Genomic DNA, 15,420 nt, shown 5'->3' with positions numbered 1-15,420 from the left:
CGGTGACGTTCGAGGGACTGGTAAAATTAATGGTAGATGCGGATTTAGCGGCTTTGGGGATTAATCTTAATAACGGTGGTGATAGCCAACAGTTATTAAAAGATTTGGCTTATCTTCGCAATCGTTCCTTAATTGCCGTCGATTAATAAAGTCGGGTGGGTTAGGGAAGTGCAACCCACCCCCTGTCGGAAATGACCAGCGACTGTTAAAATGTCACCCATCACCCGGTCGATAATTGCCATGGGTTTCAGGGAGAAATTTACAGATATTGTCATAGATTAGATGTATTTGGTCAGTGATGCTGAGCATCTAGTTTTTGCTTAGAGAATTCTAGATACCCAACGAAACAGTCATGGGGTATGTCTACCTCAAGAACAAAAAGCGAGAGCAAATAAATGGATAGGATTTGAAAATATCAGATGCGATGGTCAGGACAAGACCTGTTACATTCTCTTCCCTTTGAGATTAGAAAACTCCAAGATTTTCAATGTGTACGGAACAGGAGGATATATTATCGGTTTTATTGTGACCAACTAAATCAAATCTTAGATAGGCCGCATTTAGAGATTCAATTGGCAAAGAGAAATTGTTTGAATCTTTAGAAGAATATATTAGTTCTTTGCTTTTAATAACATCACCTTTTTTGTTCAATGTTGCTAGGCGAATTGAAAATTGTTTAAATCCCGAGCAGGTAGAGGATTTTACTATACCACTAACATTTGCTAATTGTGGAAGTGGGCCAAAATAAAGGAAAGATGCTGGCTCCATCTTGAAAGTAGCTTGGATATTGACAGTTCTGTCTCCATTAAACCAGATCTTATGTTGGGGCTGTGTACCATAACTCATCCAGTAATAGCTACTGCCGGGCATGGGTTGTATTTGCTCCTGCATTGTTTTTAGGGTATATAAAGCGGTTTCTGGTGAAGTTAAACGACTCCTCCGAAAAATACTAACAATAACGTTATTTTCTAAAACAAACTGCTCAGGTAGCCGTTCAAAGTCTTGAGCTAATTCCGAATTTTCAGTAAAAGCATCTACAACAACTTTAACTACATCAGCTTCTTGAGGAGCCACAGCATGCTGGAAAGGAGTAGCAACAATTACATAATCAGCCTCTAACAACTGTTGAATTGGATAGAAATCACGAGAATCAATATCTGAGGTCATTAAAATATTTAATATTCCGTTTTCTCTACCATATAATTGTCGTTCACCCTCTATAACTAAGCTATTGTTCAAAATCATTGAAGAAGAAGCTACATAAACAGCCTGCTTGTCCTGAGAAATGTTGCGGAGATATTCAATTAATTGCACCATTGTGCCATAATCTTTTCGTACCAAAGGGGGATGATTGCCACCAAACAAAGCACGAAATGGGTTATTCAGGATGCCTTCTAACCCAGTTGTAAGTTGACTTAATAAATTAATGATCAAAATAATAGTTAAAGCCCCTAGAATAAAAGAGCGTAGTTTATTTCTTATTGTGAGCCAAATCGTCCAAATCAGTGAAGATATGCCTAAAATGATCACAAAATTGAAATGTGTCGTATATTGAGGTCCCCATTGTTTTGAAAAAAGTCCCCATTGTATAATTGAAAAGCTGCCAAATATAACGATTAAATAAATAGCTGGACGAATAAGTATCCGAGTTACAATTCCAGCAGAAATACCAAGAATTGCGAGCAGCCAGATTAACCAACCATAAAATTCTCCAAAGTATTGAAAAATAAGAAAAGTATCCTGCTCGTATGAAGCATAAAGATAACGAAAATTAGTGGTTAGAATCTGTTTAGTAAATTCAGGAGCTAATATTATTAAAGTCACCACGCTGCTTATGGCTACAAGGCCAATGAGAATTCCATAACGAGTTAAATTCCGTAAAGCTGTCCTTGTATTATTGCGAACTTCACTTAAAAATATCAGTAAACCCCACAAAATCATCGCTCCTAAAAAAGCCCTTGCGCTGTAAGCAAAATGGCGGCGAAATAAGAGTGCTAATGCTAGTAAAAAACCAAGTAGTGGGGGCTGCCACCATTGCTTAAGTTTTACATCTTTTAAGTAAACTAATAGGGCTAAACCTATAATAAAAGCAGCACCTATATCAGGGTAGCCACGCAGGGTTGGAAGCAATGTGGTAGGAATCAGTACCGTCAAGAAGGCTGTTGACCAAAAAACAGCACGAGACTGACCTGGAATAATTTTAGTTGCGAGCGCCCCCATTACCAATGCAAAGGGGACATTATATACCAATGCACTACTGAGAATATAAACCAGACGGGAGTTACCAAAGATCAGAACAAAGGGAACAAGTGGCAAGCAAGGGATTTTGTTGTAGTCAGTGGAAAGAGAAACAAAAAAAGTTTCAAATCCTTGACCTATTGAAGTGCGAAATGCAGAAGCTAAATCGCTAGTCTGGTTTGGATAGTTAGCAGAATCCCAGAAATATAAGTATCTCTCACTTGAGATATATAAAGTGGTAATGGTCGCTATAACTAAACACAGCAGGATAAATAAGCCAATATTGATAATAATTTTCTTTTTATTCTGGATAGAGTAGGAATGAAGATGATTGATAACCATTTTGATTCTGTCTTAAATAGTTGATAACGTAGAGAAAATTCTTAGTTTATGAGACACACTAACACATTAGCGGCGACTTTTGAATCGGCGAAACATTGACTCTAGTTTCCAGAGACTGTGGAAAGTAGTTTCAGGATTCTCCTTAAACTACTTTCCACCAAAATTAAATTAGGTTAAATTCGGGATAATCGCTTCAATCTCTAATGGTCATTGCTCAAAAAATTGAGTTATTTTACCTCAAATTTGTTCATAATCTTGTGTAAGATTGCCTTGATTAACTTTCTCATAGAAATTTGTTGGGCAAGCTGCTTACTGGAAACATCAAAAAATGTTTCGTCATGGTAATTTTGTCGATTGGAAATCATATTTTTGTCCTCATTGTATGCAGTGCTGTTTACCAAAGCGGTTTGTTCCTGTTGATTGTTCTGTGCAATTATTAGAGCGAAGTCGCTGGGGATTACCTTTTTTTTGATTAATGTTTCTTCAAGGTAACAGATAAGATTTAAAAGGGCAATATCTTGCTCCTTATCGAGGGCAAAGTTTCCAACAATATCTTGCATCAACTGATGTAAAATCGTTCCGCCATAATCAATCCTCTCTACAATGTTGAAATAGTTATCTAGGAGGGGCAAAACTTCAGCGGAGCGAATGGCTTCCGATGGATCAATACTATTCATTTCATCTATAGTCAGTTTAAATACACTTTGCTTAATTTGTCCAGGAAGGGAAATATATTCTCGGTACTTGTTCGGCAATATTTTTAACAAATCATTTATTAGAACTAACTGTTCATCTGTCCATTGGAACTGTGTCGGTCCCACATACTCGTTAAGCACAAAAAAACCATTTGGTTTTAACGCAGTTCTAACTTGGCTATAGATGTGTTCTAACTCAGTAAAGTGATGAGCTGACATAGAAGCAAAAACTATATCATATTTATCTGGTTCCAAACAAATTTGATTTATATTCATTACTTCGTATTTAACTTTAGAGTCAATTCCCTCCTTTACTGCTAGATCTCGGGCCACATCAATTGCTCCCTCAGCAATATCAAAAGCTTCAAATTGTCTGCACATACCCAAGCTGAGTGCGTGTCTTTCGAGTCCGCCATTCCCACATCCAAGAGTTAACCCTAAATCCAATGTCATGGGAACGTAATTTTTATTAACATATACTAGCCAGTTTTTCTCTGGATTCTTTGATATCTGGCGGTTAATATAAAATTTATCAATAAAGGGATGGTTCATCCAGTCAACATACTTTCTTCGCTCTAAATCCTCCTGTTGGGCTTTTTGACTCCAATGATCTTTGACTGTTTGAGTATCTGTTAAGGAACCTGAAGTATTCGACATAGTTTCACCTATCTAAAAAGTAATGTAATATTATTTAGTGTGAACTTCTCAAGGGAGCATCTCATTTATGCAAGTGAATAATTATGCTTATCGCTAAAACTTGCTTCTGGTAAGGCTTTCAAAATAGCTTGACATAAAAACCTGATTTAGAGTTTACAAAGGTGAGATGCTCCCCTTCTCAAAGCCTGAACTGACCTGAGCTTTTTGCTTCCACAGACAGAAAGTATTTTGCCTGGGTAAGAGTAACTACCGCACTGGGCGATAGAACACAACTTTACAAATCTGTTGACGTTTGGATTCTACCATGAATTGTCTTGTTTATCAACCATCAGGGTAAGCGCATCTTAACAATCCTTGACAAAATAAACTTGATCTGGATTGCTTACGCTGATGGCGATTCAGGCATATTTGAGTGGAATTTGCTATAGATTGAAAAACTATGTTAGTCAGATTATCAATGATAGTGAAAACCTTGTGGATGCTGTGAGTAAAGCCTTCAGGCATCTGTCCTAACTAAATCGTTCTATGCTATAAACTGTTAAGCAACAATAGGCCAAGTTTGTCGAGTTCGTAACTATTCTGATTGACTGGTATCACTTGAAATGCTCCCACGGCAGGTGGACAAGAAAAATCGCCAGTTGTCAATAGCGTTTGAGATGCGCTCACCCTGATTTTCACGGTAATTATTAATCGTTATCTGGTAATCCTAGCCTATGTCGAAGATTTTTCCACATCATTCTTAATTTCCAGAATTTACTACTCTCCATTCCTATAATTAGAGCCTCAGCTTTTTGTAGTTTACCAGAAAATTCTTCCACAAGAGAGTTAAGGTTTTTCCTTTGAGCTTCTAGTTCTAGTTCTCGTTCCTCTAAGTATTGAATCCTTTTTATAGCATTTACTAATTGTCTCTGAAAATCATCTCGCTCACCTTCTACCTTGAGATAAATTCTTTTTTTTAATTCAGAAGGAATGTTATTATAGCAAGGGTTCGCCATCATTTTCTGTAGAAAAAACTGATAATCGTTTGTAATTTTACCTTCTTCATGATTTTGAACAGTTTGTTGAGAAAAGTGAATGCGAAAATAGGATAAAGTTTTATTAATAAATCCAACCTTATACTGGAGCATAATCCTACACCACATATCAACATCGACTAATTGACAGAGGTTAGGATCGAAGTCTCCTAAGATATCAAAAACATTTTTCCTAATTAATACTGTACTGGGTTCGCCGATTTTATTAATAGAGCCATCCAAAAACTTAGGATCGCTAAGTAAATTGATGCCTGACTGAATTGATTCTAGTTTTGACCAAGCTAAATGTATATTTTCTATACCTTTAGCAAAATTCAGGCAAGTGTCACTGGTCTCTACTCCTCTGGCGGTAAGCAAGGCGCGAGCAGAGAAAACCAAACCGATATCCTCATCGCTTTCAGCTAATTCTACCATGTCCTTAATACAGCTGGCAGTGAGAACATCATCCTGAAATAGAAATTTAATATACTTTCCCTGTGCCATAGAGAGGCAAAAGTTCCAATTAGGAATCATCCCCAATCTTTGATGAGTAAGTATTTTGAATTTTATTGAAGAGTGTAATTGAAAATTTTTAGCAATTTCTAAAGTTCTATCCACCGAGCCGTCATCACTAATAATGATTTCGAGATTATGATAAGTTTGGGATAGAACTGATTCAAGTGCTTCTTCAAGGAATTCCTCCCCTTGATAGGTCGGTATCAAAACGCTAACCAGTGGTTGTTGATCGGGAATAAAGGTCATATCAATTTGAGAGATTACAAAGATTAAATCAACTTGGTTCTTGAGAAATACATTCACCCACTTGGTTCAGCTGAGAGTTTAGTAAAGAACGCTTTTCTTGAATCTGTCTATAAATTTCCAGTGTTTGATCGGCCACTTCCTGAATCGTTAAACGCTCCGAAATCCCATTAGATAATTTATCCCACAATCCCTCTTCAGTCGCCGCTCGGATTATACAATTAGCTAAATCTGCCGCACTACCTACTTGAAAATGTAATCCCGACTTTTCATGTTCTACTTTTTCAGCCATGCCACCAATATTACTGCAGATCACCGGGCGTTTGTGAATAAAGGCTTCTTCTATCACCAAGGGAGCATTCTCCCACCAGATCGATGAGACAATTACCCAATCCACATTAGCCATTAGCTTTGGCATTTCTTCTGGTTGGTAAGGACCGATAAATTGAACGCAATCCCTAGTTTTATCAAGTAATTCAGTAACCCTGTCTTGAAAATCCAAAGGTTGCAACTCTAAATTTGCTCCGTGAATATTTAGTACGATATTTGATCTTACTTCTCTTGGTAAGTTAGACATCGCTTCTAGGATAACTAAAATGCCTTTATAGATGTTGATTTGACCAAAATACGCAAAATGATTTCTACTTTCTCTGACACTGATAGTCCTTGGTTTCACTGGTGTAATGTTCGGTTGTCCGTTGTCGAGATGCACCATCTTTTCTTGTGGAACTCCCCATGCTACATATCTATCCAATAAAAATTTACTGGGTGCAATAAAAACATCAATTAAGTTAAAAAATGATTTAATATATAATTCTCGAAGTTGGAAATCCTCCAGTGATCTGTTAGGAAAGCATTTATGGCAATCTGTCGGAATGGCTTGATAACACAGTTTATCGGTCGATGTTTTTATCATTTGTCCATTATTATTACAAATAGCTAAGTATTCATGAAGAGTCATAATAATTGGAGCATCCTTTGAATATTTACGAACTTCTCTGATCATCTCCAGTCCAATATGAACGTAGTGATGAAAGTGAACGATAGTAGGTTGGAAATAATCTAATAAATCACGAAAATTTTCCCAAATCAATTTTGTATTTAACTGCGAAAAAATAAAATGATCGGGACTGCCTCCAGATAACATTATTTCTGAACCGTCGAATGCACAAACTTCTAAATACTTACCTAAATTGTTTGGACTACCCAAAGGGTTATAGGCAAGAAAAATAACCTCATAATTATCTCTATGCTGAATTTCTTTAAAGAGGTTATAAGCCGCATTCTCTCCGCCACCCTTACTTATCTTCGGATGGGCGTGAGATATAATTAAAATTTTTTGTTTTTCTAACATAAACTTTAACTTTCCTAATTTCGTCTAATTGTGTAGGATACCGTTGTTATAGAAATTGTACTTATTCTCCAATACTCATTTCGTTAATATCTCATCATTCGATTTTTAGTACCGATGACAATTCTCTTAATAAGTAAATTTTTTTGCTCAGAGAATATTTTCTAAAATATATTGCTCCCATTTCTGATTAAATAACCAACAATTATACAGAGTCTGATTTCTTTTGCCTTGTTCGCCATGATTATGATTTAAACTCAACGATTGTCTTTCTAAATGAAAAAGTTCTACCCCAGGGATATAATAGTTCTTAAACCCCTTAGCATGAAGTTTTAAACAAAGATCGGAATCTTCAAAATCCCCAATAATATACTCTTCGTCTATGCCACCCACATCATCGTATAGTTCCCTCGAAACCATCATACAGGCTCCAGTCACTGCCGCTAGTTCTTGGGGACAAGAGTTGCGCTCAACAAAGTTGGGCAACCCTTTTTTCGGATGATCGTTAATAAATAAATTCTCCCAAGGACCGTATCTGAGGAATTTCATACCAGCGTGTTGGATACTACCATCTCCATAGAGTAATTTCGGTGCAATTACACCTACATCTGCGAGACCATTGTAACTCTTGACCAGAGAGGAAAGCCATCTAGAACGAACGGGCATCACGTCAGAGTTTAAAAGAAGAAGTAATCGTCCTCTAGCGATCAAGGCTCCAGAATTGTTAGCTCCAGCATACCCTTGATTTATCCCCGTGTATACAGTTTTAAACGGGATTTCAAATATGGATGATTGTGAATCACAAAGATAAAGAAACTCGTCGTAACATCGTGGATCATCAAGAACATAGATCAATTCATTCTGCTTGAGATCGGGATCGTCAGCGAAAAGAGCTAACTGATACTTCAAGAAATCTATTTTTCCATAAAGGGGAACAACGATCGACACTTCTGGTTTTTCTACTTGAACACCGTATTCCCTAACGATTTTTTCAATCTTAGGCCGCTGCCGATTTTTCCAGAGAGTCCTAACAGTAAGCCCTACATGATTGTCTAAAATAGAACGCATTCGATAATTGGGAAGTGGGCAATAAGTTAGGATATTCTGAATAACTGGCAAAGGATCGCTCGGCAGTTTCAAAAATCCTGCTTTGTAATCTACAGTATCTTCTGTTTGTAGTTGAACTTGAAGTTGTAACTCGGTAATATTAGATGTGTCGCTTAAAGGACAAAGGACAAAAAACCCAAGGTCTTCTGGAGGATTACTGATTCCAAGACTCTGAATATAAGGAACTAGATCTGGTCGATTTTTTTTAGCAAGAGTTGATTTAACATCTACCTCTTCCCGTTCAGTTACGAACGTTAGAGCTTGAATTTCGTCCTTGGGATCGAATATCCAACCCTCGGCATAGATTCCCAGATTCGGAACAAGAATCGCTAAATCGATAAATAATTGGAAGGAAGAGGATTGATAATCAATATTGAATGTTTCTGCTGATTTATGATTCTCGGGTTTTTGATGTTTTTCAGGCTGATCGAGTCCTAAAGCGTATTTCACATCAAACCATTTCGTTCGCAACTTCCAAAACTTACTCGATTCCATCGCACCAATCCATACTTGATATCGATCCAGCCAGTCGCGGGTCTGTTGCAGTTCCGATTGGGAGCTTTCCAGTAAACCCTTAGTTTGTTGCAGTTCCGATTGGGAGCTTTCCAGTAAACCCTTAGTTTGTTGCAGTTCCGATTGGGAGCTTTCCAGTAAACCCTTAGTTTGTTGCAGTTCCGATTGGGAGCTTTCCAGTAAACCCTTAGTTTGTTGCAGTTCCGATTGGGAGCTTTCCAGTAAACCCTTAGTTTGTTGCAGTTCCGATTGGGAGCTTTCCAGTAAACCCTTAGTTTGTTGCAGTTCCGATTGGGAGCTTTCCAGTAAACCCTTAGTTTGTTGCAGTTCGGTTTGGGAGCTTTCCAGTAAACCCTTAGTTTGTTGCAGTTCCGTTTGAGAGCTTTCCAGTAGATTGGAATTTTCTAAAAACTTTGTTTTTAGAAAATCATACTGTTTTTCTACGGAAGCAGGAAAGGCGCGAACGATAAACTGGAGAGTATCAGTCTCTCTGGCATTTTGAATATCTTCAACTAATTTATTATCAAGATGATTAAGTTCAAGAGATGGAATTAGAGGAGAATTTTCCAGAATAGGAAGATGGGTACGGTCAACAATTTCGGATAAATATCCACTTTTTTCAAATAATTCTTCAACGGTTTTTCGGGTAAAAAATCTTAAATGAGTATTATCCAAAATACCAAGTTCTTGGTAGTCAAACTTGCCTTGAAGTAAAGATAAACGAATCGCCCCGTGAGCTATATTGGGAATCGAGGCAACAACATACCCTTGCGGAAGTAACAATTCTTTGGTCTCTTGCAAAATTCGCCAAGGATCTCGAAGATGTTCCAAAACATCACCGAAAACGGCTACATCGAAAGTTTGTTTAGGAAGAATGTCGAGTAAACGAGTAATATCTAAATCGCACACAATTACTCGCTCACAGTATTCCTCCGCAATGCTTGCGGCCTGTTCATTAATTTCAACTCCTGTCACCACGCACCCTTTTCGCTTAAGTAAGTAAGCCAAATAACCTGTGGCGCATCCAAAATCAATGACTCTCGTGTTCTCGCTAATCAAGCCTAATAGTTTTGCTAAACTACTATTATCATCAAGATTTTCCGTCATTTTTTCCAGAGGAGGATAGTTTTTCTGCCAACTACTATCAATCATAATCATACTCGCAGTTTTCTAAATATACTCCAGATGCTCTATTTCCAAGTCAGCTTATGTTCTTGAGACAATTGAATCGCTTCTTTGGTGGTGGGATCGTAAGACCAAGCCTTGAGTATCACGCTATTATTAGGTAAAGATATGGGATCGATAGTCGCACTCCAGCCAGATTTTGCTAAAGCGTTTTTCTTAAACCCTTTAACAATATCAGGCCTATCTATCGTGACAGGGGCAATAGCAATAGGAGTGTTATCATCTCCCATCGTTATAATTACTAGGTCGGCTGGTTGAATAAAGTCAGCATTTACAGCCCAACCAGAAACTCTGAAAGGCTTAGTCTTCGGGAGTTCTCGCTCAAGTTCTGGGGAATCGTTAACTGCCTCGAAGAAACCATTGCTTGAATTTTTCTGAGGCTGTTTAAAAATGATTTCGGTGTAATTTTGAACACCAGGAATAGAAACGTTGGATGTAGTAGTTTGGGTGTTCGGAGAAGTAGGTGCTTCAGAAGAGGGGGAAGCCTTTGGGGGAGGATTAACTTTGCTTCCTTCTGGAGAGGGATTACAGGCGACTAAGGAAGCCAGAAATATAGGAAAAGTTAAAGTTACAGTTGGGTAAATAACCCGCTTATAAAAAACGCCAATAATCTGTAGGTTGATTTTAATTTTTGACATAGTTGCTCAGATTGTTTTTTTATTCTCCTAATAACCACCGGCTCGATCATACAGGATTGACTGGCGAAAGTCAAGTAGGTTCTCGAAATTAAATTATGTCTGATACCTAAAGCGTACCTCGATAAATTAGACTTATTGAAAAAATCTTCGCACTAATTGAGAATAAATAAAGGTTTCATGAGGTTTTCAGGCGGTGCAATGCTGTAGTAAATCTGTTTTTCGAGGTCTCCTGATCAATAGCTTATCCCAAAAGCTCCCCTTTATCGTTTTTCTAAGTAAAGAAAGTGTTGATATCCCCACTAGCAATTTCGGGATAGCAGGACATATTATGGATAAACTCTTAAATTATTGCCATTGTTGGACAAAATCACCCGATTGGGTGATCCCCGTGAGGGAAGCATCTCTTTTTAATAGAAGATAAGTTATTCAATAATCCGATTATCATTACCAATGATCCTTAATCATGGAAGCTCATCAACAAAAACAACTCCGCACTTTCCTCTTGGAAAAATTAGCAATTTCCCCCCGTTCCCTCGATATGGCTGTGCGTCTCTGTGAAGCATCGGTGGGTTCTTTGCCGATGGTTTTATGGCAGTACGGTTTAATCGATTTGTCGCAATTAAATCAAGTCTTTGACTGGATGGAAACTGTATAATCATTTTCCCAGAATATGCTCATTAATTATCATTTTTATTAAGCGACCAGCAAGTTACTGTAATTTATTTAATTTTATACTCCTTGATCGCCTTTTTGCTTGTCATGACAGTAAGGTATAAACAAACTTAATATGCCATGGTTTCTTGAGTTAGGCATCGACTATGTGGAACTCTTTCAGGGCAGGATAGAAGTTGAGATTTTCGTGACTGGGACGACTGAGTTTAATCAGGGCAAAACGTTGGAATGATTGCAATTTTTGCCATTGTTCTAAACTAATTTCAATCTCTAATTCTCTAGCTTTTTCTAGGACTGTATCAGGAATCTGGCTATCATCTAGCCAAGGAGGGTGGGGATCTATTGCTAGTTCTCCTGCGGGATTGCCAGTTTTTTCCGTGATTAATTTTTGCAGAAAATCTCGATAGATTTTGGTTTCTGCTGCCGTCGTACAAGCCATATTAACTAATACCATTCTTTCTGGTTGAGTTAACTGCATCCAATGGGATAATTTTAATTTAACTCCACAGGTATCTAGTTTCATTCTCACGGCCATCGGTATGCAACGTAAGGAGTCAACAAATTCGGCTTCAAAGTCAAAAAAAGTGTTCATATTATTGCATTGGTTTACTGAGGATAAATCTATAACACAGGACTGGGGTATAATTGCTGGGAAAAATGTTATTTTGATTGAATAAAATTGCCTCGATATTTATGACTAGAAACGAGAATTTCCTCTAGTTCCTGCCATTGTTCTCCTGCAATATAGTCAATAATTTGATCAAGATTTTGCCGATAATTTGTCAAGGATATCAATAAAGCTTGACGATTGTATTTAGCCATCATTAAACCTAATTCGGGATTGCCAGCACCGACGCGACTGGTATCGCGAAAACCAGAACTAGCTAAATTTTCTGCTAATTTGCGAATATTCAGATCTTGTTCTGTCGCACAAGCTTGGATTAAACTGGTACTAATCATTACTGGCAAATGGGAAATCCATGCCACGGCTCGATCGTGTTCTTCGGGGGAGGAATAATAAATTTTACAGCCTAATTTTTCTACTATTTCAGTTAAGATTTTCACGGCACATTTAGAAGTAGATTCAAGGGGAGTAATCAGATATGGGGTATTGACAAATAAACCCAATTGTGCCGCATTAATTCCCTGTTCGGTTTTCCCAGCCATGGGATGACTACCGACAAAATTTGGCCATAATTGACTACAATTGGCTACAATCGCTCCTTTAACCGATCCCACATCGGTGACAATTGCCTGTTTTTTTAAATAGGGAGTTAATTTTTCCAAAGTTGGCACAATTAAATGTATGGGAGTACAAATAAAGATTAAATCGGCAGTAGCCAATAATTCTAAACTGGTACTAGATTCATCTACCACTCCTGTTTCTATAGCGATATCACAGGTGGATTGTTGACGGGAAACTCCCAAAACCTTATAACCTTGTGCGCGGAAATCTAACCCCAAGGAACCACCGATTAAACCCAGTCCAATAATGCCAATATTCATTATTTTTACTCAAAGATAATTTCGTCTTCCAGTCGCCAAGCAGGATCGACAATGCACAAAAAAACTAAGGGTTCCTCCCCACAATTATGAATATATTGTTTAGCGAGAGGAGGTATATAAATGGCAGCACCGACAGTCACTAATTGCACTTCCTCATCGATGTGCATTTCCCCTTGTCCTTGCAGAATATAATAAACTTCCGCAGTTTTTAAAGTGTGGGGAGTAGAAGTTTCCCCCACATCTACCCATGCGTGGGCTAAACTATAACGTAGATTTAACGGCTGTTTATCGGGATGCAATAACTCGCGCAATCGGGTATGATCACCGGCGATGAATTCCTCACATTCGAGCAGTTTTCTGATTAACATAGTAAAATTAAACTGGGAAGATTGTTTTTATTTTATCATTGAGTGAAAAGCTAAAGACTAATAGCCGTTATCATAGAAATATTCAGCATCGCCAGAATTAACGAATGACTTGGTTAGAACATAGTGTACAGGTAGAAGTGGACGCGCCGATCGATCTGGTTTGGGAGCTCTGGTCAGATTTAGAACAAATGCCCCACTGGATGAAATGGATCGAATCGGTGAAAATTCTCGAGGAGGAGCCAGAACTTTCCCGTTGGAAGTTAGCCAGTGGTGGTCTAGAATTTACTTGGTTGTCACGGATAATGAAAATTGTCCCCCATCAGATGATTCAATGGGAATCCGTGGACGGGTTGCCTAACCGTGGGGCAATTCGTTTCTATGACCGTCATGGTAGGAGTATTGTGCGACTGACAGCAGCCTATGCTATACCCGGTTGGTTAGGAAAATTGATGGATAATCTTTTCCTAGGTCGAGTGGTGGAATCAACCCTACAAGCTGATCTAGAGCGTTTTCGCCTTTATGCGCTCAATATTGTCAATAATACGCCGCCAAGGTGAGGTAATCACTGGTAATAAGCTTTTGACTAGCTAAATTGCTCGTTAATACTGTCTATGAGCAGGGAGAGTCGGTCTGAGCATTTGTACTAAAAATTCCCATACCCAGTTTAAATGCAGTACAGCTTATTGCTGACTACCGACAACCGACTCCCTAAAAGGAAAACTTCCTAAGAATATCCCGAGTAAATTCCGCTATCATGGTTGAGGTATTTCTACTCGATTTTATAGAGATAGGCTTCTGGGGTTTCCAGAAGGGAAGTCATCGGGCGATCGAGAGGGGGAGTTTTGACGAGGGTAAAAATTGGAAATAAATCGTTCATTTGGATAGCCATTTTAAATTTCGGCTGTATATAATAACTACCCGATGGGCAGGCATTGGTGATCTTTAGCTCTCTTTTGGTCATAAAGGTATCGATATAATCGTACTGACCGTGCTCTTTTCTTTTGCGTTTCTTGGCTGGATCACAAAGGGTTGAACCGACCGGAATCTGATTGATAATTGCCACTGTATCGGCCACGGATAGGAGTCTTTCGGAACCGTATTTACTGGCAAGATAACGTTGATTGAAATAGAGATTAGTTGCGATAGAATAGCCGATGATAATTGTTAGAACTAGAGCGAGGATCCTGTGGAAAGTCTTAGTCAAGTTTAGATAGGCCAGACTAGAGATCGCCAGAAGAATAGGAGCAAACCAGAGTAAGATTTTACGATGGGAATAAAAATACTCATCAGGGTAATTAGAGGAAGCGTAGATAAAAATTATCCAAGTAATCGCAAAAAAGCTGATCAGTGTTTTATTGCCTCGATATTTTTTGATGACTATGTATAGAGAAATGCCGAAAAAAATAACTGAAACTACGACATTGAAAATCGATATATTGTCATTCAAAAAAAATACTTGATTACCCAGATAAACCGTTTCCCAAATCGCTTTAAATAGACGAGCGAACAGATTGCTCGATGGTTCAGCGCTTGCCCCCTTCTCCGTGAGCGCTCTCAGCAGTCCTTTCGTATTTGCAAATCTCCCAACTATCTCACTGTGCCAATACATAATCAAGGCGAGATTTGCCGAGAGAATCGATAGAAAAGGCAAAAGACATTTAATAGTATTCTTTCGATTTCGATAAACAAACCATAGACAGGCGATAACAGAAGTCGCTGGGATAATTAACATCGTGGTGGTGTGTAAACTCACCAATATAGCGACAGTAATCCCGAAGAATATCCAAGCTATAGCCTGATAGATCAGCGGCTTAGTCGTTTCCATCTGGAACCGATAGAGTAAAGCAAAAAGGAGCAGGAAAAAGGGTATTGGACTAGGTCCCCATGAAAAATTATTAATAAAATAGTCGGCATAAATCGTGCTATACCAAAATCCTGCCAAACTGGACAGGAGAAGACGTTTATCTTGTTCTACATTTTCCAAAAGTTGATAAACAAAGTAGATTAAGAGGGGAATCGATAAAAAAGAGAATAGGCCATTGGTAAGGACTTGAAATTCGGGAGCAGTACCGAAAATTGTCAGAGGAAATCCTAAATAACTATAGAGGGGTGGAATTGTGAATCCATATTTCCCCCCCCCCCCTGGTGGTCCTAATTGAGGAAAGTTTCCCTTCCACATATCCATCCAGAGATAACCAAGGGTAATCTGATCGGGATCGGGTCCGATATCGAAGGTAACGTATTCAAAGATACTGACAATCCTAGTGAAAAAGGCAAAGGCGATCGCTAGAATCCCTAAAATCAGTGCCGTTCCTCGGACTTTATTGATTGATTTCCCCATAATTGTCGGTATTTTTATCCTAAAATTGTCTGGTA

At 38.3% G+C, this 15,420-nt stretch carries 13 protein-coding genes and 1 pseudogene; 3 read left to right on the top strand and 11 right to left on the bottom strand.

Translation table 11 applies throughout. The features are described from left to right. Nucleotides 1–146, top strand: a pseudogene (locus IQ234_RS21705) (GDP-mannose 4,6-dehydratase); the annotation flags it as partial. On the opposite strand, the gene IQ234_RS04685 reads toward IQ234_RS21705, so the two are convergent. From IQ234_RS04685 to IQ234_RS04655, 7 genes are all read right to left on the bottom strand, one after another. Further along, on the bottom strand, nt 129–275 hold the full coding sequence (locus IQ234_RS04685; protein WP_193956215.1) for a hypothetical protein: 147 nt from the start codon (nt 273–275) through the stop codon (nt 129–131). The pseudogene IQ234_RS21705 and the gene IQ234_RS04685 overlap by 18 nt on opposite strands. 190 nt (nt 276–465) lie before the next feature. Next, the gene (locus IQ234_RS04680; RefSeq protein ID WP_193956214.1) at nt 466–2,580 is read right to left on the bottom strand and encodes a hypothetical protein; all 2,115 of its coding nucleotides are present in this window, start codon (nt 2,578–2,580) and stop codon (nt 466–468) included. A 227-nt stretch (nt 2,581–2,807) separates the two neighbouring features. Further along, a complete protein-coding gene (locus tag IQ234_RS04675) occupies nt 2,808–3,932 on the bottom strand; it encodes a class I SAM-dependent methyltransferase (RefSeq protein ID WP_193956213.1) in 1,125 nt (374 codons plus the stop codon). A 686-nt stretch (nt 3,933–4,618) separates the two neighbouring features. Continuing rightward, nucleotides 4,619–5,707, bottom strand: a complete 1,089-nt coding sequence (locus IQ234_RS04670) for a glycosyltransferase family 2 protein (RefSeq protein WP_193956212.1) — start codon at nt 5,705–5,707, stop codon at nt 4,619–4,621. Nucleotides 5,708–5,735: 28 nt separating this feature from the next. Beyond that, nucleotides 5,736–7,058 (bottom strand): glycosyltransferase family 4 protein, encoded by a 1,323-nt coding sequence (locus IQ234_RS04665; RefSeq protein WP_193956211.1) that lies wholly within the window; start codon nt 7,056–7,058, stop codon nt 5,736–5,738. A gap of 147 nt (nt 7,059–7,205) precedes the next feature. Continuing rightward, the gene (locus IQ234_RS04660; RefSeq protein WP_193956210.1) at nt 7,206–9,827 is read right to left on the bottom strand and encodes a methyltransferase domain-containing protein; all 2,622 of its coding nucleotides are present in this window, start codon (nt 9,825–9,827) and stop codon (nt 7,206–7,208) included. A 38-nt stretch (nt 9,828–9,865) separates the two neighbouring features. Beyond that, a complete protein-coding gene (locus IQ234_RS04655) occupies nt 9,866–10,498 on the bottom strand; it encodes a hypothetical protein (RefSeq protein WP_193956209.1) in 633 nt (210 codons plus the stop codon). Between the two features lie 463 nt (nt 10,499–10,961). Between IQ234_RS04655 and IQ234_RS04650 the strand changes: the two genes are divergently transcribed. Next, on the top strand, nt 10,962–11,153 hold the full coding sequence (locus IQ234_RS04650) for a DUF2949 domain-containing protein (RefSeq protein ID WP_002738067.1): 192 nt from the start codon (nt 10,962–10,964) through the stop codon (nt 11,151–11,153). A 150-nt stretch (nt 11,154–11,303) separates the two neighbouring features. Here IQ234_RS04650 and IQ234_RS04645 read toward each other — a convergent pair whose 3' ends face one another. The 3 genes from IQ234_RS04645 to IQ234_RS04635 form a co-directional block, all read right to left on the bottom strand. Then, complete coding sequence (locus tag IQ234_RS04645) at nt 11,304–11,762, bottom strand: nitrate reductase associated protein (protein ID WP_193956208.1); 459 nt, start codon at nt 11,760–11,762, stop codon at nt 11,304–11,306. Between the two features lie 68 nt (nt 11,763–11,830). Continuing rightward, nucleotides 11,831–12,676 carry a prephenate/arogenate dehydrogenase gene (locus IQ234_RS04640; RefSeq protein WP_193956207.1) on the bottom strand — a complete coding sequence of 282 codons (846 nt, stop codon included), beginning with the start codon at nt 12,674–12,676 and terminating at the stop codon, nt 11,831–11,833. Nucleotides 12,677–12,681: 5 nt separating this feature from the next. Next, the gene (locus IQ234_RS04635; protein WP_193956206.1) at nt 12,682–13,044 is read right to left on the bottom strand and encodes a cupin domain-containing protein; all 363 of its coding nucleotides are present in this window, start codon (nt 13,042–13,044) and stop codon (nt 12,682–12,684) included. Between the two features lie 104 nt (nt 13,045–13,148). Between IQ234_RS04635 and IQ234_RS04630 the strand changes: the two genes are divergently transcribed. Next, on the top strand, nt 13,149–13,601 hold the full coding sequence (locus IQ234_RS04630) for an SRPBCC family protein (RefSeq protein ID WP_002774315.1): 453 nt from the start codon (nt 13,149–13,151) through the stop codon (nt 13,599–13,601). Between the two features lie 212 nt (nt 13,602–13,813). On the opposite strand, the gene IQ234_RS04625 is transcribed toward IQ234_RS04630, so the two are convergent. Further along, complete coding sequence (locus IQ234_RS04625) at nt 13,814–15,385, bottom strand: hypothetical protein (RefSeq protein ID WP_193956205.1); 1,572 nt, start codon at nt 15,383–15,385, stop codon at nt 13,814–13,816. Nucleotides 15,386–15,420 lie beyond the last annotated feature (35 nt).

The sequence above is a fragment of the Microcystis aeruginosa LEGE 91341 genome (assembly GCF_015206885.1).
Taxonomy (GTDB): Bacteria; Cyanobacteriota; Cyanobacteriia; order Cyanobacteriales; family Microcystaceae; genus Microcystis; species Microcystis aeruginosa_H.
Note: the sequence above shows the minus strand (reverse complement) of the source record. Positions and strands in the feature narration are given on the sequence as shown.